The following is a 23,775-nucleotide window of genomic DNA, read 5'->3' as shown; positions in this document are numbered from 1 at the left end:
AATGTATGTGTAAAAACGAAATCATTACGATTTGACTTCTGTATAATACAAAAAATCTAGCAAGAAAGCAAGGCTTTTTTCTAATGGCCTTCATCTTTTTTCTTTTTTTTCCGGAACCGGATCGATGCCGCCTGGATGGAACGGATGACATTTAAGAATCCGGACGATGGCCAACCAGCTTCCTTTGATTGGACCGAACCGATTGATCGCTTCCAGTCCGTAATGGGAACAAGTCGGGTAAAAACGGCAGGTAGGCGGTTTTAATGGAGAAATGGCAATTTGATAAAAACGAATGATTCCCATTAAAAATTTTTTAAACAAAATGCTTCATCTCTTTTCACGTAATTTCACTGCCATTCATTATAGCATATTTTCCTTTGTGCCAATAATGGTGAAGCAGGAATAAACTGAATAAAACCGATGGAAATAATAAGAATTTATTTAAAAGGATGAAATAAATTGTCTTTCAAGGTAAAATAGAGAGGAAATACTATTAAGGAGTGAATGGAATGCCTTCAGTTGAAAGCTTTGAATTAGATCATGATGCTGTTAAAGCCCCATATGTAAGACATTGCGGTGTCCATAAGGTCGGAACAGATGGTGTTGTCAATAAATTCGATATCCGTTTTTGCCAGCCAAATAAACAAGCTATGAAGCCGGATACGATCCATACTTTGGAACATTTGCTTGCATTCAATATCCGTAAGCATTCTGAGCAGTACAGCCATTTCGATATTATCGACATTTCGCCAATGGGCTGCCAAACGGGGTATTACCTTGTTGTCAGCGGTGAGCCGACAGTAACGGAAATTATCGATGTCCTTGAAGACACATTCAAGGATGCTGTTGAAATCACGGAAATTCCTGCTGCAAATGAAAAACAATGCGGCCAAGCGAAGCTGCATGACCTTGAAGGTGCCAAGAAGTTAATGAAATTCTGGCTTGCGCAAGATAAACAAGATCTTCATAAAGTTTTCGGTTAATGAAAAAATCCTGTCATTTTGTGACAGGATTTTTTTTATTTTCGCGGTTCTTCATTCTTCGCCTCTTCCTCGGGCAAAGGATCGATCGGATCGATGGTATGCTTGTAACTGTATCCTTTTCCGATAGTCAGGATGGATAAAGCCAAGACGACCAGAATCACAATAATGGAAATGATTAAAACCGTGATCATTCTTCACAGCTCCTAACGTTCACAATTTACATTCATTTTAGCATAAGAAGCGATAAGAATATGTTTCAATTTCTGATTAGAGGGAATCATAAAGTATAACCAACTTACGGAGGTAGATATTTATGGCTCAGAAAAAATTAGGAAAATTAGTGAACAAGGAAATTGCCAATTTCAGTGTCCTTTACACAAAAATCCACAATTACCACTGGTTCGTGAATGGACCCCACTTCTTTGAACTTCACCAAAAATTGGAAGAGTTATATGTGGAAATCACAGCCAATTATGACGAATTGGCCGAGCGATTGCTGGCGATCGGCGAAAAACCAGTTGCTACCCTTAAAGAGTATTTAGAATTAACGACCCTTGAAGAAGCGACAGGCAACGAAAATACGGAAGATATGGTCCAAAGCGTCATCAATGACTTTGAGAAGCTTTCGGAAGAGTTCCTTGAAATCATCGAAGCTGCTGAAGAGGAAGACCCAGTTACGGCTGATATGCTGACAAGCATGAAGAAAAGCTTCAATAAACATGCATGGATGCTTCGTGCATACTTAGGACATTAATATTGGCTGAGAGTCCCTGCTTCGGCGGGGCTTTTTTTTATGGGCGTAAAACAAAAAGGCATCCATCGAGAGAGGGACACCTGACAAGGTATGTATTAATGGATATTCCGTGGCGGAAAATGTGTAGGTTTCGTATCGTCCATGCTATTTTGAGCAAACTTCCCTTTTAACGTTTCAATAATGTAAAGGCCCATTAGATTGGTAAGCTCTTGATCATCCATTTCTTGAAGTAATTCGAAAATTTCCTTACGGTCCAACTGCTCCAAAACCGCAAAAGTAAGCATATCAATATCTTCTTCATCACCAGTCAGCTTATTACGGTACATATTGTATAATTCTTCAATTAACTTCAAAACTTTTCACCTCACATTTGTTAGAAATCCGTTATCTCTTTATATGTAGGTTATCAAAAAAACCTCTGGGTGCATATAAAAATCTGAAGGGATGCTTGGGCTTATTATATGTTTTACCCTTTGAAAGATACTTTAATCTATTATTTAACATCTTTGTACTTCTGTAAACAAATTTTTCCATTGTATGATGTCGGGAATTACGTGAAAAATAAGCGTATGATATTTGGAAAGGGTGGATGAATGTGTCCGAAAACAGGAAAAAATATTACATCTGGCTTCCGACTGGGGAGATCACACAAGATAGGGAAAGCTCCCCGTGGAATTTCGAAATCGAGGCTACAGATAATGAGGTCATCCAGCTGCGCGAATTATTTGATTACAATTATTCTGTAGGCGAAGAAAACTTTTACCGAGCACATGTCCCGTACCTGCAATATCATTTCGACAGGGAAAATGATAAGCAGGATATCACACTCCAAAAAATTTTTGAAATGATCCATCAACTTGGAACGGAAGAGGGAAGAAGACATATTGAAAGCATGGGAATCTTACAGGCAAAGCCAACGGACGATGGCCTCGAATATTGAGGGCCATCGTTTTATTGCCGTGAGGAAAATTCAAGCTGGATAGTACTTTTTTTTATCCATATAATGAAGGAAGAGTCGAATATCATATATGGAGAGAAGGGAACATATGCAAAGGTTTTTCGACAAGAACGGATATATGGTGGAACTCTCCGAAAAACCCGTATTTGGCGAGTCCTGGCATGTTTTCGTGCTCAGCAGGTTCAGGGGAAGATGGGTCTTGACCAAGCATAAACGCAGGGGCTTGGAGTTCCCTGGAGGCAAGCGGGAAGCAGGAGAGACAATTGAACAAGCAGCGATACGGGAAGTGCATGAAGAAACGGGCGGAATCGTTGAGCAACTGCAATTCCTGGGACAATACAAAGTTCACGATCCAATCAAGTCATTCGTTAAATCAATATACTTTGCCCAACTACGTGAAGTGGAAAAGAAAAATACCTATCTCGAAACGGATGGGCCCATCTTTTTGGATAGATTGCCGGACGAACCCGGCGAAGAATTCAGCTTTATCATGAAAGATGAAATCGTCCCCTGGAGCGTATCAAAGCTGAATGATGGTAACCTGCCATAAAAAGCCGGAATTGGCGAGTAAACTGCCAAAACTGAGGAGAAAGCGCCGGAATCGGGATGAGAAATTCAAATTCACGAATAAACTGCCCAAACTCACGAATAAACTGCCTAAACTCACGAATAAACTGCCTAAACTCACGAATAAACTGCCCCAAATGAGGAGAAAGCAGCCAGAATCGGGAAAGTAGCCGAAATCCAAGCTCATGAGCTAATCTGGAGTAAAACGAAAACTGCCGACGGTTATCGGCAGTTGTGTCAGTCTTTGATTAGCTTGCGTTCGAGGAGTTCGACCAGTTGATACATGATGGTGGCAAAGACGGCGATGATCATCAAGGCGAGCATGACAAGAGTGAAGTTGAAGACTTGAAATCCATAAATGATCAGGTAGCCAAGTCCTTTCGCCGAGACAAGGAATTCACCGACGATGACGCCGACCCAGGAGAGGCCGACATTGACTTTCAGGGTCGAGATGATGGTCGGGAAGGAGGCCGGTAATATGGCTTCCCGAAATGCTTGTGTTCTTGTAGCTCCGAATGTTTGGAGCACCTTCAGGTAGTTCGGGTCGACTTCGCGAAATGCGGTGTAGACGACGATGGTGGTGATGATGATGGAGATGATTGCCCCCATTGAGATGATGGAGGGAAAGCCAGGACCGAATGCGACGATGATGATGGGCCCGAGTGCGACTTTGGGCATGGCATTTAAGATGACGAGATAGGGATCCAGTGTTTTTGACAACCGGGGCGACCACCAGAGGAGTGATGCCAGGACCGTTCCTAGCAGTGTCCCGATGATGAAGCCGAGTACGGTTTCAAAGAGGGTCACTCCGGAATGTGAAAGCAGGGTGCCATCACCCAATTTCTGTAGGAAAAGCTGCCATACTTTTGATGGTGAGCTGAAGATGAGCGGGTCGATCCATTCCATCCGGGAGAATAACTCCCAGCTGCTGAAAAATACAAGGAAAATCAGGATCTGATAAAGGCGGATGAGCCTGTTTTCCTTTTTCAAAGAGGTTTTATATTGTTTATGGAGTTGGTCAATATTCAAGGCTCTCAAGCTCCTTCCAGATTGTTTGGAAAAGAATGGGGTATTGCGGATGGTTGCGTGCATGGAATGGCATCAGCCCGCGCAGTTCATCAGGTACTTCGAATGTTTTGTGCACTCTTCCAGGATTCGGGGAAAATAGATGGATGCGGTCGCTCATGGCTATGGCTTCCCCGATATCATGGGTGACGAGCACGGCTGTCTTTCCGAAGGATTTCAATGTTTCAAAAACAAGATCCTCCAGCTTGAGCTTCGTTTGGTAATCAAGGGCCGAGAAGGGTTCATCAAGCAACAGGATCTTTGGGTCGACCGCCAATGTCCGTGCCAGTGCGGCGCGTTGTCTCATTCCGCCTGAAAGTTCACGGGGATATAGCTTCCCGGTGCCTCCCAGTCCAACGTCGCTTAATAGCTTCAGCGTTTTTATCCTCTCAAGGCCTTCATCCTTTTTAATCAGTTTCAATCCCAATAAGATATTTTCTTCTATCGTTTTCCATGGAAAAAGATAATCCTGCTGCAGCATATAGCCGATGGAAGCGTCACTGTCGGCGTTCAATGGTTTATTTTCGAGCAGGATCTTTCCCGAGGTGGGCGGGAAAAGCCCGGCGATAATGGAAAGCAGGGTGGTCTTTCCGCAGCCGCTCGGACCTAGAAAAGAGACGAATTCACCTTTTTCAATGTCGAGGGAAATGTCCGCGAGCGCGGTCGCTGCCGTCTGATTTGAAAAATAAGTATGGTGAATGTCTTGGATTTTTAAAAAGCTCATGGATGGACATCCTCCTTACTGGTAGCTATGCTATTTTGCGGCTTTTTCTGCAAAATCGGTATTCACCAATTTATCATGGCTGACTCGTGCTGGCAGCTCGCCTGCCTCATCCATGATGTCTTGCAGATTGTTCCATTCTTCTTCATCCAGAATGGGGTCGGTGGCAAAGGAGCCTTGTTCTTTGTAACGGTTGATGACTGTTTCCATCGTTTCGACATTGATATCCTCGAAATAGGGCTGGATGACTTTGGCGATTTCGGCGGCATCATGATCCTGGACCCATTTTTGTGCTTTCTGCAAGGCTCTTGTGAATTTCGCGACAGTCTCTTTGTCCTTTTTCAAATAACTAGTTTTAGCCATATAAACCGTATAGGGGAGATGACCGGACTCGGTGCCGAAAGAAGCGACGATGTGGCCTTTTCCTTCTTTTTCAAACACACTGGCTGTCGGCTCGAACAGCTGTACGAAATCGCCCGTTCCGGAAGCAAAGGCCGTGGCAATATTCGCAAAGTCTATATTTTGTATGAGGGTCAAATCTGTTTTTGGGTCGATGTCGTGCTTTTTCAATACATATTCGCCGGCCATCTGGGGCATTCCGCCTTTTCTCTGGCCCAGGAATGTGGACCCTTTCAGCATCTCCCAATTGAAGTTATCGATTTTTTCACGTGAAACAAGGAACGTTCCATCCGTCTGGGTTAATTGGGCGAAGTTAATGACGGGGTCTTTCGAGCCTTGTGACTGTACGTAGATCGATGTTTCCGAGCCAACGAGAGCGATGTCCGCCCCATCGGAAAGAAGCGCGGTCATGGTTTTATCGCCGCCAGCCGTCGTTTTCAAATCAATTTTCAAGCCCTCATCCTCAAAGAACCCCTTTTCTATCGCTACGTATTGAGGTGTATAGAAAAGGGAGCGGGTCACTTCGGCCACCCTGACCGTATCCTTTTTGCCACAAGCCCCGAGCGGAATGATCAGCATGCACAGAAGCAAACATATGACACCTGCTTTACACCATTTTTTCAACATTGCTTCCTCCTTGATAAATAGGTATTTTGCCTACAGTATCGTATGAAGAGTAGTGAAAAATGTGAATGCCTATCAGGGGATAAAAACAAGCGGATGTTTTACAATAAGAGTAAGAGAAAGGAGGGGAGAACTTGGAAAACGGAACGATCATTTCAAAACGGCGGTTTCCATCCCCGCATCCTCATATCCATCTTTATTCGGTTACTTACCTATCACAGGGGCTGAAGGTAAAGGGATTGCTTGCCGAGCCGGTCGATGGCCAAGTTCATGATGCCTTCTTATACTTACGCGGCGGGATTAAAAATGTCGGAAAGGTGAGGCCTGCAAGGATCGTTCAGTATGCAGCGGAAGGCTTCATCGTGTTCGCCCCTTTTTATCGTGGGAATCAAGGCGGTGAGGGGGATGAGGATTTTGCAGGCGAAGATCGATACGATGCGATATCAGGCTTCAACCTACTTGAACAGCATCCACGGGTAAACAAGGATCACATCCATATCCTCGGATTTTCCCGCGGCGGCATCATGGCACTTTGGACGGGGATACACTGCAGGAATGCAGCATCGATCGTTACATGGGGAGGCGTATCGGACATGTTCTTAACGTATGTCGAACGGGTAGATATGCGCCGGATGATGAAGCGGGTCATCGGCGGCACCCCGACAAAATGCCCGGATCAGTATGAATACCGTACACCCTTATTTGCGATTGAAGATTTGAATGTTCCCGTCCTGATCATTCACGGTGAAAAAGATGACAATGTGGCCATTGAACACGCCTATCGTCTGGAGAAGAGATTGAAGCTGCACGACAAAGATGTCGAAAGCTGGTACTTCACTCCATTCACCCATTACTTCCCACCTGCAGTCAACCGCAAAGTAGTCGAAGATTTAACATCTTGGATGAAAAATAAAACGGAAAAATGATAGAATGAAGTATAATCCAAGCATATTGAAAAGAGGAGGAGATTCACATGGGCATGCCCATCGAACTCAACACGATGATCGTTACAAAAGGAAATGAAACCCGCGAAGAAGAAAATATTTTCCGGCTCGCTAAAGATGGGTACCGGCTATACCCGATCGATATCCCCATCGATGTACGAAAAACGAAACAATCCGATACAAGCGGAACGGCCGTGATCCAAAAAGTCGAATGGACAGGTGAAAAAACCATCATCACCTACGAATTATTATCTTTGAACTCCACTAACTAATAATAGAAGCGCTTGCAGAGCTGATTTTCACTGCAGGCGCTTTCTTTATTGATTCGGCTGGAAAAATTACACCAACTAACCCATAATCCGACCGCCGCCGACAATAATCCGACCGTCCAGCTTCATAATCCGTCCTACGCCGACAATAATCCGACCGTCCAGCTTCATAATCCGACCGCCGCCGACAATAATCCGACCGTCCAGCTTCATAATCCGACCCACGCCGCCCATAATTCGACCGTCCACCCCCATAATCCGATCGACGCCGCCCATAATTCGACGGTCCACCCCCATAATCCGACCCACGCCGACAATAATCCGACCGTCCACCTTCATAATCCGTCCTACACACGAACTAATCCGTCCCGGCAGATAATTCGTCCCACGCCGTGAATGATTCGATTTCCTCTCCTAACGTCTTGTCACAGTTGTGACGAGAAGAATGGTAGAATGGTGTTTGGGGTGATTGGATGATTTTGGTGAGTTCTTGTTTGGCGGGTTTTGAGGTGAGATATAACGGGACTCACAGCCTGGATGAGGGGATCAGGGCATTAATCGGCGAGAAAAAGGCTGTATCGGTATGTCCGGAGCTGCTTGGCGGTTTTTCGGTACCGAGGGAGCCAGCGAAGATAGTCGGCGGTGCTGGTGTGGATGTACTTGATGGAAAAGCCAAGGTCATCGAAAGGACGGGCAGGGATGTAAAGCGTAGTACATAGAAGGAGCGAAGCTTACTTTAATGAAAGCCCAGGAGATTGGGGCGAAGCTGGTCGTTTTAAAAGAATATAGTCCATCCTGTGGCAGTGCGGCGATTTATAATGGTGAATTCATGGGGGCGAAGAGGGCCGGTAATGGAGTGACCGCGGCTTTGCTTAGGCGGCATGGATTCATTGTCACGTCAGAGGAGCGGTTATCCGATCATCTGGGAGAAAAATGAGGTGTAATGCTTTTGGGGGAGGGGAATACATGGAGGATATCAACCTCTATACGTTGTTATTTTTAATACTTGCCGGCTTTGTTGCTGCATTCATCGATTCCGTTGTGGGCGGCGGGGGATTGATCTCGATTCCAGCCTTATTGTTTACGGGAATTTCACCTTCAGCGGCATTAGCCACGAATAAGCTTGCAGGCACGATGGGATCGTTGACGAGTACGATTTCATTCATCCGGGCAGGGAAGGTGGACTTTACATTCGTCATCAAGCTGTTTCCCATCACCTTGTTCGGAGCGGCATTGGGTGCTTATATTGTTCATTTCGTTTCCGCAGAGATCCTAAAGCCGCTCATCTTGATTCTTTTGGTCATCGTCGCGGTTTATACGATGATAAAAAAGGATTGGGGGAAAGAGGCAAAGTATAAAGGACTGAAAAGGAAAAAAATGCTTTTGCTGATTGGCATTATTTTTGCCATTGGGTTTTATGATGGGTTTCTTGGACCAGGGACTGGTTCCTTTTTATTATTTTCATTTTTGATCATAGGGTTTGATTTTGTCCAGGCTGCCGGGAATGCCAGGATCTTGAACTTTGGCAGCAATATTGCAGCACTTATCATTTTTTTATCCATGGGAACCGTCAACTTCGCCTATGGGATTCCGATGGGGCTTGCCATGGTATGCGGGGCATTGGTCGGAACGAACTTCGCCATCAAGAAAGGCGCATCGTATGTGCGTGTTTTGTTCATTTGCGTCACTGTTTTGTTGATTGGGAAAAATGTCTTGAATTATTTTCATGTGCTTTAAAAAGAAAATGGCCGAAGATGAAGGTTGGATCTTCGGCCATATTTGCGGTCATTTAGTTAAGTTCAAGTCCCATTGCACGCCGAATCGATCTCTGACCTTCCCGTACTTAGCTCCCCAAAAGGTATCTTGGAGTTCCATTAAAGATGAACCTTTTGCACACAAGGAATCATATAAACTCCGTATTTCGGCTTCGCTCTCACACTCGAGGACCAACGATACGTTGTTTCCGGCTGCAAGAGGATTTCCTGGAAACGTATCGGATACCATGATCAACAGATGGCCTTTTTTGATCTTTGCATGCAAAACAAGATCGTCCGCTTCTTCAGGTGTAGGGAAATCAGCTTCTCCGTATGTCTGCAGGTCAGCAATCTCCGCTTGAAATATATCTTCATAGAATGCCAAAGCTTCCTTTGCCTGTCCATCGAACATTAAATAAGGGGTAACCTGATGCTTCATTTGACTCCTCCTTTTTCGGGTTATCATCACCTTTTCGACAGGTCTGGCATATCCTCCTTCTTTCCTGGAAATAAGAGGGGCAAGATTTTTTTTGATTCCACTTGCCTGACGAACGTTCGTTAAGTTATGATGGTACTATCAGAAATTGTTACATGGGTAAGGGCAGATGGCCAAAACTGTACTGTAAGAGATTCGGCGGCATCATGGACGATTTTCAGTAAGGTCAAACAGCAGGAGAGGATAGGCATGTCATTAAGGGAACAGCAACAACAACATGTATTGGAGTTGGAATCGACGGGAAGGGTCTTTTTGCGTTATTTGATTCCTTCGATGATCGGTATGGTATTGATGGCATTGAACTTTGTCGTCGATGGAGTGATGGTCGGCAATAAGCTGGGATCTGTTGCCCTGGCAGGCGTCAATATTGCCGGTCCCATTTATACAATCTTTGTAGCGATGTCCATTTGGATCGGAGTAGGCGGGGCAACGCTTTATTCGCAAAGCATGGGCGCAAGGGATTATGATCGTGCCCGCTTCATCTTCACCCATTCAATCATTTTGATCACGATATTTACCGTAATCATAGGCGTGGTTGCCTATGCTTTTCATAATCAGCTTGTATATGCACTAGGGGCCAATGAGGCGACCGCTCCTTTTGCGACGGACTACATGAATGTATTCCTGATGCTTGGTTTTGTTTTCACGCTGGAGAATACCTTAAGCATATTCGTCAGGAACAATGGCAATCCGAATTTGGCGATGGTCTCCCTGATCGTTACGGCCGTTTCGAATTTCGTCCTGAACTTCATCATTCTATATGTCCTTGAGCTAGGCGTACGGGAAACCGCGTATGGAACGATCATCGCAGCCGCGCTTGGCATCCTGGTTCTCAGCATTCACTTCTTCACGAAGAAGAACACGCTTCGTCTCGTTACGTTCAGGTTTGAAAAGTCGCTTTTCGTGATGACGATGATGATCGGCTTTCCAAGCTTCCTAGCCGAAACGGGGTATCCGTCTTTACGATTGCCCATAATAATGCGTTCTCCCGCCTTGCAGGCACCGACGGGCTAGCGGCATTTTCCATCGTGAATTATGCCCATAGTGTCATGCTCTTGATGTTTCTTGGCATAGGGTCGGCCATTCAGCCACTGGTCAGCTATTATCATGGGGCACAAGATGAAAAGCGGAAGCGTGAAACGGTTCGCATCGCCATATTGACAGCAATGGGAGCAGGAATAGCGATTACGCTCCTAGGGCAGGCTGCGGCGCCTTTCATCGTCGATTTATTCGGTGATTTTTCAAGCGAAGTTAAGGAGCTTGCGACAATCGGGATCAGGATATTCTTTAGCGGCTACATCCTGATGGGGGTCAACTTCGTCATGATGACCTATTTCCAATCGATCGGGCAAGTGAAGATGGCAGCTTGGATCACGGTTGGCCGTGAATTCATTTTCATGCTGATTTTCTTGCTTACATTGCCGTTGATATTTGGGACGAATGCCGCATGGATGGCGATCCCCTTATCCGAGCTGGTCATATTCCTGACGATTCTGCTTTACTCGAAACGAGAAGGTTCGGTGCTTGGAAAAAAAGAGAAGGTCAATTGAATGTTCACCGAAAAGATCACCATTTGGTGGTCTTTTTTTGTTTTTACCCGCGAAGATGACGCCTTCATTCAGGCCATCGGCTCAACGGAAGCTTGATGCTTTCCAATTTTTTTCGACATATGTATATTGTACTGGAAAAAAAGTACTAGTTGGCCGATATTATCCATATAGATTGAAAATTTTAAATTTTGGACAAATGGAGGTTGCATATCTTGAAGTTATCCGTATCGAAAAAATTATGGGCAAGTTTTTTGTCCATCCTTTTATTTTTGGTGGCCATAGGTGTTCTGTATCTATGGATCATCATCGATTTGAATGGCAAGTATACGTTTTTATTGGATGATAGGGTGAAAAAAATCAGCCTAGTCGAGGAGATGATCAACAAGCAGCAAGCCATCTCTAATGATGTTCGCGGATATATCATCTATAAAGATTCCACTTATCTGGAAAATAGGGAGACGGCTCATGATGGATTCGAGAAGGCATACAGCACGCTTGAGAAAAGCATGACATCCAAGGAAGACCGGGAATTGCTTGAAGAGATTCATCGCACGCAGCTGGAATATATGGGAATGGCTGAAGAGATAACCATAAGCATGCAGCAAGGGAATAGTAAGAAGGCGATGGAAATTGCCGATAATGCGATTGAGCTGGATAAAACGATCTTGGATAATGCCGAGAAGCTGGATGGCAAACAGAATGTGTATATGCAGGAGACAAGGAAGGAATTGAATGAGAAGGTGGGGGATATGAAGGCATTCATCGTTTTGCTGATAATCGGCGGGTTCGTTCTCAGTATCATATTGCCCATCATCCTCAGCAGAAGCATTTCACGTCCTGTCCGTAAGCTGACGGAAGCGCTGGGCCAAGTCGCTGCCGGTAATTTAGATATTGAAGAAATGAAAATCTGGAACAAAGATGAAATTGGAGAAATGGCAAGGGCCTTCAATTTAATGGTAGGGGGACTTAAATCGATTGTCCTGAATATGAGGGATTCCGCGTCACAGCTTGCTGTTCAAGCTGAACAGATGTCGGCAAGTTCAGAAGAAAGCCTGGCGTCCTCAGAGCTGGTGTCGGCAACTGCAGAGGAAAATAGGAAAGGCACCTCCCTTCAGGTCGATATTGTCGAAAAATCGGTCGATTCGATGATAGAAATGGCTGCTGCCATCAAACGGATCACACTGAGCAATGTCGAAATGCTTCATTCAGCCAAGACTGTCAATGGACTCGTTCAACAGGGGGCAGAGGGCATGAATGATGTAACGGCTCAAATGGAGGAGATTAATGCTACGATTCGCGAGTCGGCAAAAATTATGGAAAACATGTCGAGTCACTCGAATGAAATTCAACGGGTGACAACATTCATTACCGATATTTCCGAACAAACGAATTTATTGGCATTGAATGCAGCGATTGAAGCGGCACGAGCTGGAGAACATGGGAAAGGGTTCGCAGTGGTGGCTGATGAGGTCCGGAAGCTTGCCGAGCAATCGAAGATATCGGCAGCGGAAATTGAGAAAATGGTCCGGTTCATCCAGGAGGCTACTGGAAGGGGAGTCGAGTCTATCAATGTAGGAAGTAAGAAAGCGGAAGAAGGACTTGCTGCTTCGGCAAGCTCGCTACAAGTATTCACTAACATTAAATCGGCCGTCGGACAGGTGAGTGAGCAAATTGCCTCGGTGTCCTCTGCCGTTGACGACCTGCAGGTGATGACTGAAGATGTTACGGAAGGCGCTCATTCTATCAAGGAAATAGCGGTCATCTCCGCAGAAAGGGCAAATGATGCAAGTGCTGCGACCGAAGAACAGCACACCGCCACCGAACAGATTTCCGAAGGTGCCCAAGCGTTGGCAACCTTGGCTGAAAGCTTGAAAATGGAAGTGAGCCGGTTTAAGTTTTAAAATGTGAAAATCAAAAAGCCTGACCGCCCATGCGAGGCGGCAGGCTTTTTCGCTTTTCATTCTTTCATGATGGAAGGGCGAATCTCACTTGACAATGCTTGAGGAGAATTTCGACAATCCGTTTCGATGCAAAGCCATCCCCATATGGATTCGAGGCTGTTGCCATTTTTTCATAGTCGCCTTCGTTCGTAAGCAGATTATGGGTTGCCTCGTAAATGCGGTCTTCTTCGATTCCGGCCAATAAAAGTGTGCCGGCCTTGATTCCCTCCGGCCGTTCCGTCGTATCGCGCAACACGACAACCGGGACGCCAAGTGATGGCGCTTCCTCCTGCACCCCTCCGGAATCTGTCAGGATGAGATGAGATCGTGCCGCGAAGTTATGGAAATCGATCACTTCCAAGGGCTCGATGATATGTAGCCTTTTTGTTTCTTCGAAGACCTCATGGGCGATTTCCCGGACGACTGGATTTTTATGAATCGGGAAAACAACCTGGATATCCCCATGTTCATCAAGAAGCCGCTTCACGGAACGGAATATCCCCTGCATCGGTTTTCCGATATTTTCACGCCGATGTACCGTCATCAATAGCATCCTATCTCCATTCAAATCAGAGAGGATCGGATGCGAATAGTCCTTCTGGATCGTTGTTTTCAAGGCATCGATCACCGTATTTCCAGTGATGTGGATGCTGTCGGTCCGTTTATTCTCCAATAGCAGGTTTTCGGCAGCCTGCTTGGTCGGGGCGAAGTGGATGTCGGCCAGGACACCGGTCAATTGCCGATTCATCTCCTCAGGAAACGGTGAATGCTTATTCCAAGTGCGGAGTCCGGCTTCAACATGGCCAATCTGGACCTTATTATAGTAAGCAGCCAAGCTAGCGATGAAAGTGGTCGTCGTATCTCCATGGACGAGGACGATATCCGGTTTTATATGCTTCATGAGCCAACTGAGTCCCTCGATGCCCCTTGTTGTAATATCCTCTAATGTCTGTCTGTCTCTCATCATATCCAAATCGTGATCTGGCTTTATTTGAAAACATTGCAGTACTTGATCAAGCATTTCCCGATGCTGGGCGGTGACCACCACGATGGTTTCTATTTCGTCCTGATGTTTTTTCAGTTCCAAAACGACTGGTGCCATTTTAATTGCTTCAGGCCTCGTGCCAAAGACCGTCATGACCTTCAAACGTTGTTTAGGCATGCTCCATTCCTCCTCCTGCTAACTGTCCTCCCCATTATAACGAGAGATTCAGAGGAAAAATGAAAACGAAACAATAATTAACGCAATATTTACAATATTAATGAGGACTTTATATTTCCTTAACCTTCCATTAATAACGGCACTTTACAATATAAAGCAGGAAGCATGACTGATCCAAGAATAGAGGTGATAGGTGAATATGAAAAGCGTCCTGATGATCGTGCAAAACTTTTATCCGGAAATCGGAAGTGCGGGAAATCGAATGAAAAATGTGTATCTCCATTTGAAAAGAAACGGATATGAAGTAACGGTCATCACGTTGAAACCGAGTTATCCCGATCAAGGTTTGTATCAAGACCATGAATTTTGGGATGAGGAACATATTGAGGAAGATGTCATCAGGATAAAACCGAATAAGGTGAAGCGGTATACAAGCAATATGGGAAGGCGCTTGCTGCATTATCTGGAAGCGATGTGGCTTTTCATTTATACAATCATCCGTCTCGAAAAAACTTATGATTATGTGTTTGTCTCGACACCGCCAATTTTCCCGACGATGGCAGCATTGATTGCCAAGAGAAAAATGAAGGCGAAACTCATTACCGATGTCAGGGACTTATGGCCAGAATCGTTGATGGGAGTGGGGGTTTTCGCAAATAAATGGATTTTGAAGTTCGCATACGTCCTGGAGCGGAAGCTGTATCGGCATTCAGATCATATTATCATCAATAGTCCTGGGTTCAGGGATTATATCAGGGCCAAGGGGGTCGAGGAAGAAACGATTCATTTCATCCCCAATTCGCTCACTGGTGATGAGCTGGCGTTGCGGAATGTATTTACCCCCATTTCTGAAACGAAAATCAAGGTCGTCTATACCGGGAATATCGGACTGGCCCAAGACCTGAAAAAACTGATAGCCATTGCTGAAACGTTAAGGAAACATAAGCAAATCGAGTTCACGATAATCGGATACGGCTACCGGGCAGCTGAAGTCGAGAGGGAAATCAGCGCGAAGGGATTGGCGAATATAAAAGTCATGAATGCGATGAATCGGAGGGTGACCCTTCATGAAGTTTCCTCCTCCCATATTGCTTATGTAAGCTTGGTGGAAAAAGAGGTGTTCAATACGGTGCTGCCTGGAAAGATCATTGATTATATGTGTGTCGGAAAGCCGATTGTCGGTGATGTGGCGGGAAGGGCCAAGCAGGTGATCTCAGAGGCGAAGTGCGGGCTGGTGGCAGATAGCCGGGATGTGGATGAAATCAGTCGCCACATTTTGACCATGGCCAGAGATCGAGCGCTGCGTGAAGAGCTAGGGGAAAACGGTTATGTATATGCGAAACAGCATTTTCAATGGTCCCAAAATATTAAAGGCCTCATCAACGTCTTGGAGGCGTAGGGAAGAATAAACCGGAAGTGGAGGACAACATGACGAAGAAGGTATGTATGTTTGTGTGGAATCACTTTACGAACGATGCAAGGGTTCTAAGAGAATGTACAGCACTTACGGAAGTGGGGTATGAAGTGGATTTGATCGCCATCCATAATTGGAAAATCAAAGATTTGCCCAAAAAGGAAAAACATCAAAGTGGCTTCACGGTCACAAGGGTCAATAACCGCTGGGAGGCACTTCATAAAATTCTTAGGATCGTCGGCAAATTGAAGAAAAAGAAGTTTGAAATCACCTTATTGACCTTATTGGTTTGGAACACGATGTTGAACCTGAACTTGATCACTAGCTGGGCGGGATCGGCGATTTTGATTGGCTCCCTAGCAATCCTTGCCTTGGGGTCCATGATCATGACCCGTACGAAGCTGCCGACTTTATTAACAAGAAGCTATATTTTTGGTCAAATGGTTTATCATGGGCGGAAAAAGAAATATGATTTTTACCATTCCAATGACTTGAATACGCTCATGCAGGGAGCGATCAGCAGTAAATGGCTGAGAAGGAAAAAGCTGATTTATGATTCGCATGAAGTCCAAACGAGCAGAACGGGATATAATAGCCGGATCTACGGGACGATGGAGAAATTCCTCTTACTATTCGTCGACGAAATGATTGCCGAGAACCATACGAGAGCTAAATATAATGAAGACTTATATGGTCTCTATCCAAAAGTTGTCCATAACTATCCGATTCCGACCAATCCGGAGGAAAGCACGTCCGTGGATTTGCATGAGCTGCTGAGTTTGCCGCCCGATGAACCGATATTGTTGTATCAAGGCGGTGTCCAGATGGGCAGGGGGCTGGAGCAATTGGTCGATGCTGTGCCGCTGATCAAGGCAGGGACGGTGGTTTTTATAGGAGATGGAAAAATCAAGGCTGCATTAATGAAGAAGGTAAAGGAAATGGATTTGGAGCATCGGGTGAAATTCTTGCCAAAGGTACCGGTCGACGAATTGCTCCATTATACGAAAAATGCTTATTTAGGTTTTCAAGTATTGAATAATGTTTGCTTTAATCACTATTCCGCTTCTTCGAATAAATTATTTGAATACATGATGAGCGGTGTGCCGGTCGTTGCCTGCAGCTTCCCCGAAATTCAAAAGGTGGTAGATGCGGAACGGATCGGTGTATGTGTCGATTCACATGATCCTAAAGCCATTGCGGAAGGAGTCAATTACTTACTGAAGCATCCTGAAAAAAGGGCGGAAATGAGCCGGAATTGCTTGATGGCCCGCCAAAAATACAATTGGAAGCAAGAGAAGGAAATCTTCATCGAGATTTATCAAACTGCCTGAGCTAAGAGTGTAGCAGATCATAATGAATAGGAGTGGTTTATATGAAAATATGTACATTGGGACTGGGTTATATAGGACTGCCAACTTCTTTAATGTTTGCGAAACATGGTGTCGACGTCGTCGGAGTGGATATCCATCCTGATATCATCTCCAATTTGAATCAGGGAAAGCTCCATATCGAGGAACCTGGTTTGGAGCAGGTTTTGCATGAAGTGCTGGATGCCCAAAAGTTCCAAGCGTCATTAAGACCGGAATATGCAGATGTTTTCATTATTGCTGTGCCTACGCCAAATAAAACCGACATGCACAAATCCTGTGATTTGACCCATGTCACCGAAGCTGTCGCAAGCATCCTTCCATTCATCAGGAAGGGAAATGTCATCATCATCGAATCGACGATCGCTCCTCGAAGCATGGATGATCATATCAGACCGATGATTGAAATGACGGGCCTTACCATCGGAGAAGAGATCTTCCTTGTTCATTGTCCTGAACGTGTTTTGCCTGGAAGGATATTGGAAGAGCTGGTTCATAATAACCGTATCGTCGGCGGAATTACGGAAACATGCTCATATGAAGGGAGCCTGGTCTATCGAACCTTCGTTAAAGGGGAGATCATTCAGACGGATGCCAAGACGGCGGAAATGTCCAAGCTGATGGAAAATACCTTCCGGGATGTGAATATCGCCCTTGCAAATGAACTGACGAAAGTGTGCTTCGAGCTGGACATCAATGTATTGGACGTCATATCGATGGCCAATAAGCACCCGCGTGTCAACATTCACCAACCAGGGCCAGGAGTCGGCGGTCATTGCTTAGCGGTCGATCCCTATTTCGTTGTCGCAAAAGCCCCAGAGTTTGCGAGAATCATTAAGCTGGCCCGTGATACCAACGTATCGATGCCCTATTACATTGTCAATTGCGTCAGGATGATGCTTGAAGGAATCGAGCGGCCAAAGGTGGCGATCTTCGGGCTTTCCTACAAAGGGAATGTCGATGATATCCGGGAAAGTCCTGCCATCGATGTCGTCAATATTTTGATGGGGATGGACCACATGGACGTAGCCCTGCATGACCCGCATGTTCAGTCAGGCATGATGCCCATCGTTTCAGTGGAGGATGCCGTAAACGATGCCGACCTGATTCTCGTCTTGACCGACCACGATGAATTCAAGCTGATGGATTATGACAATCTATCAAATCTGATGGCCAATAAAATGATCCTCGATACACGCAATTGCATTGATGTAACGAAGACCGAAGTCCCGGTCGCCAACTTGGGCAATATTTATCAATATAAAAAGGTGTCGAAGGAAAAAGCCAGAAATAAAGCGATCAGCTAAATCAACCTAATGAATGGAAAAGGGTGCCGACCACTGTGTCCGTGCCCTTTTTTAGGGGAAGAAAGGAGGTTCGTTCTAACCTATATGGACAGAACAAAGGACCAAGCTAGTGCTTGGTCCTTTTGTGAATGATTTATTTTAAGCGATCGGCCCGCCAAGATCTTCGATTTCATTTGGAACGCTGCCGAACTTCTTGAAGTTTGCACGGAATTGAGCGGCAAGGTCCGTTGCGGATTGCTTGTAAGCTTCAGGATCTGCCCAAGTCTTGATTGGCTGAAGCACTTCGTCCGGAACGCCAGGAACATGAAGCGGGATATTCAAACCAAAGATTTCATCCTTGACCGTTTCAATGTTAGCCAGTTCCCCTTCAAGTGCCGCCTGAACCATGGCACGCGTGTAAGCAAGTTTCATGCGGCTTCCAGTTCCGTATGCTCCGCCTGTCCATCCTGTATTGACAAGGTATACTTTTGCATTGTGCTCGTCAATTTTATCACCAAGCATTTCAGCATAGCGTGTAGCAGGTAGCGGCAAGAATGGTGAACCGAAGCAAGTGGAGAATGTCGCCTCCGGTGAAGTTACCCCTCTTTCCGTTCCAGCTAACTTGCTTGTGTATCCGCTTAGGAAATGGAACATCGCTTGTTCCTTGGACAGCTTGCTGATTGGAGGCAATACGCCTGAAGCATCAGCCGTCAGGAAAATGATCGTATTCGGGTGTCCGGCGATACTTGGGCTCACGATATTATCGATTGCTTGCATTTGGTATGCGGCACGGGTGTTTTCCGTCAATGAACTGTCATCATAATCCGCTTCACGTGTATCCGGATCAACAACAACATTTTCCAAGACGGCTCCAAAACGGATGGCATCGAAGATTTGTGGTTCTTTTTCACGTGAAAGGTTGATCGTTTTCGCATAGCAGCCACCTTCGATGTTGAAAACACCGTTAGAAGCCCAGCCGTGTTCATCATCACCGATCAGCTTGCGATTCGTGTCTGCAGATAAAGTCGTCTTGCCGGTTCCGGACAGTCCGAAGAATAAAGCGACGTCCCCTTCACGTCCTACATTCGCAGAGCAGTGCATTGGAAGGATTCCAGCCTCTGGAAGAAGGTAGTTCATGATCGAGAAGATCGATTTTTTCATTTCACCTGCATATTCCGTTCCGCCGATCAAGATGGTGCGGCGTTCAAAAGAAACGATAATGAACGTTTCGGATTGCGTTCCGTCCACCGCTGGATCTGCTTTGAAGTTAGGTGCCGAAAGGATCGTGAATTCTGCTTCATGGCCTCTTAGCTCCTCTTCGTTTGGACGGATGAATAAAGTATGCGCGAAAAGATTATGCCAAGCATATTCATTAACGACACGAATTGGAAGGCGGGATGATTCTTCTGCGCCAGCGAAGCCCTTGAAAACGAAAATCTCTTCTTTTGCTTTTAAGTAGTCAATTACTTTATTATATAGTTTATTGAACACATCTTCCGAAATTGGCTGGTTCACTGGACCCCAATCGACTTTATCTTTTACGGATGCTTCCTCGACGATATATTTATCTTTAGGTGAACGGCCAGTATATTTGCCTGTTTCTGCTTTTACTGCTCCAGTTGAAGTTAAAACCCCTTCATTCCTGCTTAATACCTTTTCGACCAATTTAGGAACTGAAAGCTGAGTTTGCACGTTGTTTCCTGTTAATAACTGGTGTAACTCATTAGAAACGTCTACAGAATTCATATATGAGGTACCTTCCTTTGTTTAAGTTTTATATTACAATTAGTATAACACATTTATTTAAATAGTCTATACTATATCATCTGAATTGTGATAATTTTCATCTGGTTAGATTCATCATTTTAAATGGGCAGGAACCATGCCGGGATTCCTGCATATGCTTTAATGAAAGTCGATTTCCCCTTTATTATAGGAAGTACTAATCAATCTCATGCGCCTGAAAGTCCTTTGATGGCGGGGGAGCGAACTTTGTTGTGCCCGATTTGGCCGTTGACCGGAAATGTTCTTGATAGAAAATCATTGACAAATTCCGACCCAATACGATATTATCTTAAATTGTACGGATTCTCTTATCCCGAGTTGGTGGAGGGACAGGCCCTTTGAAACCCAGCAACCTGCCATATTGAACTTGACCAAAAGAGCAATCGCCGAAAATAAAGCGGTGTTCTTCAAGGAAAAGTGGTGATGGTGCTAACCTGAGCAAGGTAAAAAACCCTTGAACGATAAGAGTGAAAGGATAGAAGACAGAATGTTAAACCTTTCCTCATTTTCCAGGGAAGGTTTTTGTGTTTTTTAATTAATTCTGTGTCTATAGTTGAAGCTAATAAGGGAAACGAGTTCCGTAAAAAAATCAGGCTTATGCCTACCACATACTAACTTCCAAGGAGGAAATATGATGTCAAAGAAACGTCTATTTACTTCTGAATCTGTTACAGAGGGCCATCCGGACAAGATTTGTGATCAGATTTCAGATTCCATTTTAGATGCTATCCTTGCTAAGGATGCAAATGCACGTGTTGCGTGTGAAACAAGTGTAACGACAGGTCTTGTGCTTGTTGCTGGTGAAATTACAACATCCGCTTACGTGGATATTCCGCGTATCGTCCGTGATACGATTGCGGGAATTGGCTACACTCGCGCGAAATACGGCTTCGATGCTGAAACGTGTGCTGTATTGAGCTCGATCGATGAGCAGTCTGCCGATATCGCAGCTGGCGTCGATAAAGCTTTGGAAGCACGTGAAGGCAACATGTCAGAGGAAGAAATCGATGCAATCGGTGCAGGGGACCAAGGTCTTATGTTCGGATTCGCTTGCAATGAAACAGAAGAGCTTATGCCGCTTCCGATCTCATTGGCCCATAAGCTTTCATTCCGCTTGGCTCAAGTACGTAAAGATGAAACGCTTGCTTACTTACGCCCGGATGGAAAAACACAAGTAACTGTGGAATATGATGAAAATAACCGTCCTGTACGTGTAGATACGATCGTCATCTCAACACAGCATGATGCAGAAATCACGCTTGAGCAAATTCAAGCCGATTTAAAAGAGCATGTCATCAAAGCGGTGGTTCCTGCTGAATTGATCGATGCTGAAACGAAATACTTCATCAACCCGACTGGCCGTTTCGTAATTGGCGGACCTCAAGGGGATGCAGGTCTTACTGGCCGTAAAATCATCGTTGATACGTACGGCGGATACGCTCGTCACGGCGGCGGTGCATTCTCTGGTAAGGATGCTACGAAAGTTGACCGTTCTGCGGCATACGCTGCACGCTATGTTGCCAAAAACATCGTGGCAGCTGGCCTGGCCGATAAAGCCGAAGTACAATTGGCTTACGCTATAGGTGTGGCAGAGCCTGTATCGATCTCGATTGATACATTCGGAACGGGCACTGTTAGCGAAGACGTCCTGGTTGACCTAGTTCGCGCTAACTTCGACCTTCGCCCAGCAGGCATCATCAAAATGCTTGACCTTCGTCGCCCAATCTATAAGCAGACAGCTGCATACGGACACTTTGGCCGTACCGATGTCGATCTTCCGTGGGAACGCACGGATAAAGCAGAAACTTTAAAAGCACAAGCATGATCCAGATGGAAAAGGTGCGCCGCTAATTGCGGTGCACCTTTTTTTGGTAGGATTAATTTGGTTTGCAGAGGGAATAATTCAATAAACCCACTGAGTGATTTACCAGAGGATATTTGGCGTGTATTAGAGGCATGGACAAGCCCCTAGTTTATTTTATTCGGTCTGCTGTTTTGTAGTATTGTCCTTTTTCGGCATATTCGCGCACGATCCGTTCCATGTCCTGACGATCTTCCGCATTGATTTCGCGGATCACTTTGGCCGGGCGTCCGAATGCCAACATATTCGGCGGGATCACTTTGCCTTGGGGAACGAGACTGCCGGCACCGATAAAAGCTCCTTCACCGATTTCGGCTCCGTCAAGTACGATCGAGCCCATGCCGATCAAGGCTCCTTTACGGATTTTACAGCTATGTAAAATGACCTGATGGCCAATGGTTACTTCATCTTCAATGATCAATGGATGATTGGGGCTTTGGTGGAGGACACTATTATCTTGGATACTGACCTTTTTACCGATGATGGTTGGGGCCACATCACCGCGGATGACGGAATTGAACCAGATTGACGATTCGTCGCCAATTTTCACATCGCCTGTCACGACTGCATTCTCCGCAATATAAGCGCTTTCGGAAATCTGTGGTTCCTTGCCTTTGAACGGATAAATAATCATTTTCAATCATTTCCTTTCCGAAGTGAATGTTTTTATGTATTATTTTAATATACCGTATGCAAATACACTTGGCTATTTATAATACGAATGTACAACTTGTTAGTTTTCTTTTTTGTCGAAAATCGCGAATATGGTTATAATTTATATATATATTTTAACTATCATGGATCGTATACAACAAGTGAAAAGTGAAAGGGGGATTTCGAATGTGGAAATGGGAGACAGAAGGGGACGCAAAAGGCGTCATTGTCATCATTCATGGGGCAATGGAGCATCACGGACGCTATAAATGGGTTACCCAAATGTGGCTTTCAGCCGGATACCATGTCGTCATGGGCGACCTTCCTGGGCAGGGCATGACGACTCGTGCCTACCGGGGACATATCGATTCCTTTGATGAATATTTAGATGAAGTGAAAAGCTGGATAGAGGAAGCTTACGAATACTCGCTCCCGGTCTTTTTGCTTGGACATAGCATGGGAGGCCTGATTTCAATTCGGCTTCTTCAGGAAGAGGAATGGGATATTGCAGGCGTGATTTTATCTTCACCTTGTTTAGGGCTCGTAACCAAGCCTCCGAAATTCCTCGCAAGCATCTCACATGGCTTGAATTTCGTGATGCCCCAGTTCAGGGTCGATTCGGGACTAACTCCTGAAATGGCAACGAGAAGCTCGGAGGTCCGTGAATGCGATAGGAATGATACTTTATACATCACAAAGGTTTCGGTTCGCTGGTATCGGGAGCTTTCCCAGGCCATGAAGGATGCCTTTGAGGAAATCCCTGATTTTCAGGATGTGCCGCTTTTGGTCATGCAGGGCGGAGATGACCGAATCGTGAATAAGAAGGCGGTTCGTGAGTGGTTTAATTATAACTTGGCCAGTGAGAAGCAATATAAAGAATGGCCAAAGCTTTATCATGAAATCTTCAACGAGCCGGAACGAGATGACGTATTCCAATATGCCCTGAGCTTTGTTGAGAATCGTTTGAAAATATTAGGCTATGTCGTTTGACCCGAATATACCGCTGTGCCGGATATGTAAAAAAGCTGCCGAAATGAGTGATCGGCAGCTTTTTATTTTGTTTAACAAAGGGCGTAATTTGTCCAACATCGAGCATAGTCCGTCTTCGGGCGTAATCGTCCGACATCAAGTGTAATTTGTCCAACATCGGGGATAATCCGTCCGTCCACGAGCGTAAATCGTCCAACATCGGGTGTAATCCGTCCGTCCACGAGCATAATTC

General features: G+C 45.2%; 24 protein-coding genes, 2 pseudogenes and 1 riboswitch. Of the genes and pseudogenes, 15 read left to right on the top strand and 11 right to left on the bottom strand.

What is annotated here, in order from left to right:
* Positions 1-90: 90 nt before the first annotated feature.
* A complete protein-coding gene (gene yidD / locus MHI53_RS22070; protein WP_340372307.1) occupies positions 91-321 on the bottom strand; it encodes a membrane protein insertion efficiency factor YidD in 231 nt (76 codons plus the stop codon).
* 188 nt (positions 322-509) lie between these two features.
* On the opposite strand from yidD, the gene MHI53_RS22065 reads away from it, so the two are divergent.
* Positions 510-983 (top strand): S-ribosylhomocysteine lyase, encoded by a 474-nt coding sequence (locus tag MHI53_RS22065; protein WP_061142083.1) that lies wholly within the window; start codon positions 510-512, stop codon positions 981-983.
* 35 nt (positions 984-1,018) lie between these two features.
* Here MHI53_RS22065 and ytzI read toward each other — a convergent pair whose 3' ends face one another.
* Positions 1,019-1,174 carry a YtzI protein gene (gene ytzI, locus MHI53_RS22060; protein ID WP_081092389.1) on the bottom strand — a complete coding sequence of 52 codons (156 nt, stop codon included), beginning with the start codon at positions 1,172-1,174 and terminating at the stop codon, positions 1,019-1,021.
* A 122-nt stretch (positions 1,175-1,296) separates the two neighbouring features.
* Between ytzI and MHI53_RS22055 the strand changes: the two genes are divergently transcribed.
* Positions 1,297-1,737 carry a DNA starvation/stationary phase protection protein gene (locus MHI53_RS22055; RefSeq protein WP_061142082.1) on the top strand — a complete coding sequence of 147 codons (441 nt, stop codon included), beginning with the start codon at positions 1,297-1,299 and terminating at the stop codon, positions 1,735-1,737.
* 95 nt (positions 1,738-1,832) lie between these two features.
* Here the strand turns inward: MHI53_RS22055 and MHI53_RS22050 are convergent, their stop codons facing one another.
* Entirely contained in the window at positions 1,833-2,090 is a 258-nt protein-coding gene (locus tag MHI53_RS22050; RefSeq protein ID WP_057915644.1) for a DUF6154 family protein, read from the bottom strand.
* Between the two features lie 236 nt (positions 2,091-2,326).
* Here MHI53_RS22050 and MHI53_RS22045 point away from each other — a divergent pair, with 236 nt between their 5' ends.
* Both MHI53_RS22045 and ytkD read left to right on the top strand, forming a co-directional pair.
* Complete coding sequence (locus MHI53_RS22045) at positions 2,327-2,677, top strand: hydrolase (RefSeq protein WP_340372306.1); 351 nt, start codon at positions 2,327-2,329, stop codon at positions 2,675-2,677.
* A 106-nt stretch (positions 2,678-2,783) separates the two neighbouring features.
* Positions 2,784-3,245, top strand: coding sequence for an RNA deprotection pyrophosphohydrolase (gene ytkD, locus MHI53_RS22040; RefSeq protein ID WP_340372305.1), 462 nt, complete (start codon positions 2,784-2,786; stop codon positions 3,243-3,245).
* A 254-nt stretch (positions 3,246-3,499) separates the two neighbouring features.
* Here the strand turns inward: ytkD and MHI53_RS22035 are convergent, their stop codons facing one another.
* Genes MHI53_RS22035 through MHI53_RS22025 form a run of 3 tightly spaced genes read right to left on the bottom strand, consistent with a single transcriptional unit; the run spans position 3,500 to position 6,074 of the window.
* Positions 3,500-4,291 (bottom strand): ABC transporter permease, encoded by a 792-nt coding sequence (locus MHI53_RS22035; RefSeq protein ID WP_260320179.1) that lies wholly within the window; start codon positions 4,289-4,291, stop codon positions 3,500-3,502.
* Positions 4,281-5,051, bottom strand: a complete 771-nt coding sequence (locus MHI53_RS22030; protein ID WP_061142078.1) for an ABC transporter ATP-binding protein — start codon at positions 5,049-5,051, stop codon at positions 4,281-4,283. Before MHI53_RS22030 ends, MHI53_RS22035 begins: the two co-directional genes overlap by 11 nt.
* Positions 5,052-5,081: 30 nt before the next feature.
* Positions 5,082-6,074, bottom strand: a complete 993-nt coding sequence (locus MHI53_RS22025; protein WP_061142077.1) for an ABC transporter substrate-binding protein — start codon at positions 6,072-6,074, stop codon at positions 5,082-5,084.
* Positions 6,075-6,205: 131 nt separating this feature from the next.
* On the opposite strand from MHI53_RS22025, the gene MHI53_RS22020 reads away from it, so the two are divergent.
* Both MHI53_RS22020 and MHI53_RS22015 read left to right on the top strand, forming a co-directional pair.
* A complete protein-coding gene (locus tag MHI53_RS22020) occupies positions 6,206-6,997 on the top strand; it encodes a prolyl oligopeptidase family serine peptidase (RefSeq protein ID WP_340372304.1) in 792 nt (263 codons plus the stop codon).
* Between the two features lie 47 nt (positions 6,998-7,044).
* Positions 7,045-7,287, top strand: a complete 243-nt coding sequence (locus tag MHI53_RS22015) for a DUF2584 domain-containing protein (RefSeq protein WP_061142075.1) — start codon at positions 7,045-7,047, stop codon at positions 7,285-7,287.
* Positions 7,288-7,362: 75 nt separating this feature from the next.
* Here the strand turns inward: MHI53_RS22015 and MHI53_RS22010 are convergent, their stop codons facing one another.
* Positions 7,363-7,623 (bottom strand): hypothetical protein, encoded by a 261-nt coding sequence (locus MHI53_RS22010; RefSeq protein WP_340372303.1) that lies wholly within the window; start codon positions 7,621-7,623, stop codon positions 7,363-7,365.
* Between the two features lie 134 nt (positions 7,624-7,757).
* Here MHI53_RS22010 and MHI53_RS22005 point away from each other — a divergent pair.
* Both MHI53_RS22005 and MHI53_RS22000 read left to right on the top strand, forming a co-directional pair.
* A pseudogene (locus MHI53_RS22005) lies at positions 7,758-8,221 on the top strand (DUF523 domain-containing protein).
* 29 nt (positions 8,222-8,250) lie between these two features.
* Complete coding sequence (locus MHI53_RS22000) at positions 8,251-9,021, top strand: TSUP family transporter (RefSeq protein ID WP_061142074.1); 771 nt, start codon at positions 8,251-8,253, stop codon at positions 9,019-9,021.
* Positions 9,022-9,069: 48 nt separating this feature from the next.
* Here MHI53_RS22000 and MHI53_RS21995 read toward each other — a convergent pair whose 3' ends face one another.
* Positions 9,070-9,477, bottom strand: a complete 408-nt coding sequence (locus MHI53_RS21995; RefSeq protein WP_061142073.1) for a VOC family protein — start codon at positions 9,475-9,477, stop codon at positions 9,070-9,072.
* Positions 9,478-9,723: 246 nt separating this feature from the next.
* On the opposite strand from MHI53_RS21995, the pseudogene MHI53_RS21990 reads away from it, so the two are divergent.
* Positions 9,724-11,084: pseudogene (locus MHI53_RS21990) on the top strand (MATE family efflux transporter).
* Positions 11,085-11,296: 212 nt separating this feature from the next.
* Complete coding sequence (locus MHI53_RS21985; protein ID WP_340372302.1) at positions 11,297-12,985, top strand: methyl-accepting chemotaxis protein; 1,689 nt, start codon at positions 11,297-11,299, stop codon at positions 12,983-12,985.
* A 64-nt stretch (positions 12,986-13,049) separates the two neighbouring features.
* Here MHI53_RS21985 and wecB read toward each other — a convergent pair whose 3' ends face one another.
* Positions 13,050-14,186: a UDP-N-acetylglucosamine 2-epimerase (non-hydrolyzing) gene (gene wecB / locus MHI53_RS21980; protein ID WP_340372301.1), complete on the bottom strand. Its 1,137-nt coding sequence runs from the start codon at positions 14,184-14,186 to the stop codon at positions 13,050-13,052.
* A gap of 199 nt (positions 14,187-14,385) precedes the next feature.
* Here wecB and MHI53_RS21975 point away from each other — a divergent pair, with 199 nt between their 5' ends.
* From MHI53_RS21975 to MHI53_RS21965, 3 genes are read left to right on the top strand one after another with little or no spacing between them, the layout of a single operon-like run.
* A complete protein-coding gene (locus MHI53_RS21975) occupies positions 14,386-15,585 on the top strand; it encodes a glycosyltransferase family 4 protein (RefSeq protein ID WP_155645454.1) in 1,200 nt (399 codons plus the stop codon).
* 29 nt (positions 15,586-15,614) lie between these two features.
* Positions 15,615-16,931, top strand: a complete 1,317-nt coding sequence (locus tag MHI53_RS21970) for a glycosyltransferase (protein ID WP_061142069.1) — start codon at positions 15,615-15,617, stop codon at positions 16,929-16,931.
* A gap of 41 nt (positions 16,932-16,972) precedes the next feature.
* Positions 16,973-18,274 (top strand): nucleotide sugar dehydrogenase, encoded by a 1,302-nt coding sequence (locus tag MHI53_RS21965; RefSeq protein WP_061142068.1) that lies wholly within the window; start codon positions 16,973-16,975, stop codon positions 18,272-18,274.
* Positions 18,275-18,412: 138 nt separating this feature from the next.
* On the opposite strand, the gene pckA is transcribed toward MHI53_RS21965, so the two are convergent.
* The gene (pckA, locus tag MHI53_RS21960) at positions 18,413-19,999 is read right to left on the bottom strand and encodes a phosphoenolpyruvate carboxykinase (ATP) (protein ID WP_061142067.1); all 1,587 of its coding nucleotides are present in this window, start codon (positions 19,997-19,999) and stop codon (positions 18,413-18,415) included.
* A gap of 344 nt (positions 20,000-20,343) precedes the next feature.
* Positions 20,344-20,506, top strand: a riboswitch (SAM riboswitch).
* Positions 20,507-20,669: 163 nt separating this feature from the next.
* On the opposite strand from pckA, the gene metK reads away from it, so the two are divergent.
* Entirely contained in the window at positions 20,670-21,863 is a 1,194-nt protein-coding gene (metK, locus tag MHI53_RS21955) for a methionine adenosyltransferase (RefSeq protein WP_061142066.1), read from the top strand.
* 148 nt (positions 21,864-22,011) lie between these two features.
* Here the strand turns inward: metK and MHI53_RS21950 are convergent, their stop codons facing one another.
* Positions 22,012-22,530, bottom strand: coding sequence for a gamma carbonic anhydrase family protein (locus MHI53_RS21950; protein WP_340373717.1), 519 nt, complete (start codon positions 22,528-22,530; stop codon positions 22,012-22,014).
* Between the two features lie 209 nt (positions 22,531-22,739).
* On the opposite strand from MHI53_RS21950, the gene MHI53_RS21945 reads away from it, so the two are divergent.
* Positions 22,740-23,543 carry an alpha/beta hydrolase gene (locus MHI53_RS21945; RefSeq protein ID WP_061142065.1) on the top strand — a complete coding sequence of 268 codons (804 nt, stop codon included), beginning with the start codon at positions 22,740-22,742 and terminating at the stop codon, positions 23,541-23,543.
* The last annotated feature ends 232 nt before the right edge of the window (positions 23,544-23,775 follow it).

Origin of the sequence: Peribacillus sp. FSL E2-0218 (genome assembly GCF_037992945.1) — a bacterium.
GTDB classification, from domain to species: domain Bacteria; phylum Bacillota; class Bacilli; order Bacillales; family DSM-1321; genus Peribacillus; species Peribacillus simplex_B.
The sequence above is the reverse complement of the archived record's forward strand: the minus strand, read 5'-3'. Positions and strand labels throughout refer to the sequence as shown.

Coding starts and splice junctions, on each gene's coding strand:
- MHI53_RS22065 (WP_061142083.1), top strand. CDS start 510: ATGCCTTCAGTTGAAAGCTTTGAATTAGATCATGATGCTGTTAAAGCC.
- ytzI (WP_081092389.1), bottom strand. CDS start 1,174: ATGATCACGGTTTTAATCATTTCCATTATTGTGATTCTGGTCGTCTTG.
- MHI53_RS22055 (WP_061142082.1), top strand. CDS start 1,297: ATGGCTCAGAAAAAATTAGGAAAATTAGTGAACAAGGAAATTGCCAAT.
- MHI53_RS22045 (WP_340372306.1), top strand. CDS start 2,327: ATGAATGTGTCCGAAAACAGGAAAAAATATTACATCTGGCTTCCGACT.
- ytkD (WP_340372305.1), top strand. CDS start 2,784: ATGCAAAGGTTTTTCGACAAGAACGGATATATGGTGGAACTCTCCGAA.
- MHI53_RS22030 (WP_061142078.1), bottom strand. CDS start 5,051: ATGAGCTTTTTAAAAATCCAAGACATTCACCATACTTATTTTTCAAAT.
- MHI53_RS22025 (WP_061142077.1), bottom strand. CDS start 6,074: ATGTTGAAAAAATGGTGTAAAGCAGGTGTCATATGTTTGCTTCTGTGC.
- MHI53_RS22015 (WP_061142075.1), top strand. CDS start 7,045: ATGGGCATGCCCATCGAACTCAACACGATGATCGTTACAAAAGGAAAT.
- MHI53_RS22010 (WP_340372303.1), bottom strand. CDS start 7,623: ATGAAGGTGGACGGTCGGATTATTGTCGGCGTGGGTCGGATTATGGGG.
- MHI53_RS22000 (WP_061142074.1), top strand. CDS start 8,251: ATGGAGGATATCAACCTCTATACGTTGTTATTTTTAATACTTGCCGGC.
- MHI53_RS21995 (WP_061142073.1), bottom strand. CDS start 9,477: ATGAAGCATCAGGTTACCCCTTATTTAATGTTCGATGGACAGGCAAAG.
- wecB (WP_340372301.1), bottom strand. CDS start 14,186: ATGCCTAAACAACGTTTGAAGGTCATGACGGTCTTTGGCACGAGGCCT.
- MHI53_RS21975 (WP_155645454.1), top strand. CDS start 14,386: ATGAAAAGCGTCCTGATGATCGTGCAAAACTTTTATCCGGAAATCGGA.
- MHI53_RS21970 (WP_061142069.1), top strand. CDS start 15,615: ATGACGAAGAAGGTATGTATGTTTGTGTGGAATCACTTTACGAACGAT.
- MHI53_RS21965 (WP_061142068.1), top strand. CDS start 16,973: ATGAAAATATGTACATTGGGACTGGGTTATATAGGACTGCCAACTTCT.
- pckA (WP_061142067.1), bottom strand. CDS start 19,999: ATGAATTCTGTAGACGTTTCTAATGAGTTACACCAGTTATTAACAGGA.
- metK (WP_061142066.1), top strand. CDS start 20,670: ATGATGTCAAAGAAACGTCTATTTACTTCTGAATCTGTTACAGAGGGC.
- MHI53_RS21945 (WP_061142065.1), top strand. CDS start 22,740: ATGTGGAAATGGGAGACAGAAGGGGACGCAAAAGGCGTCATTGTCATC.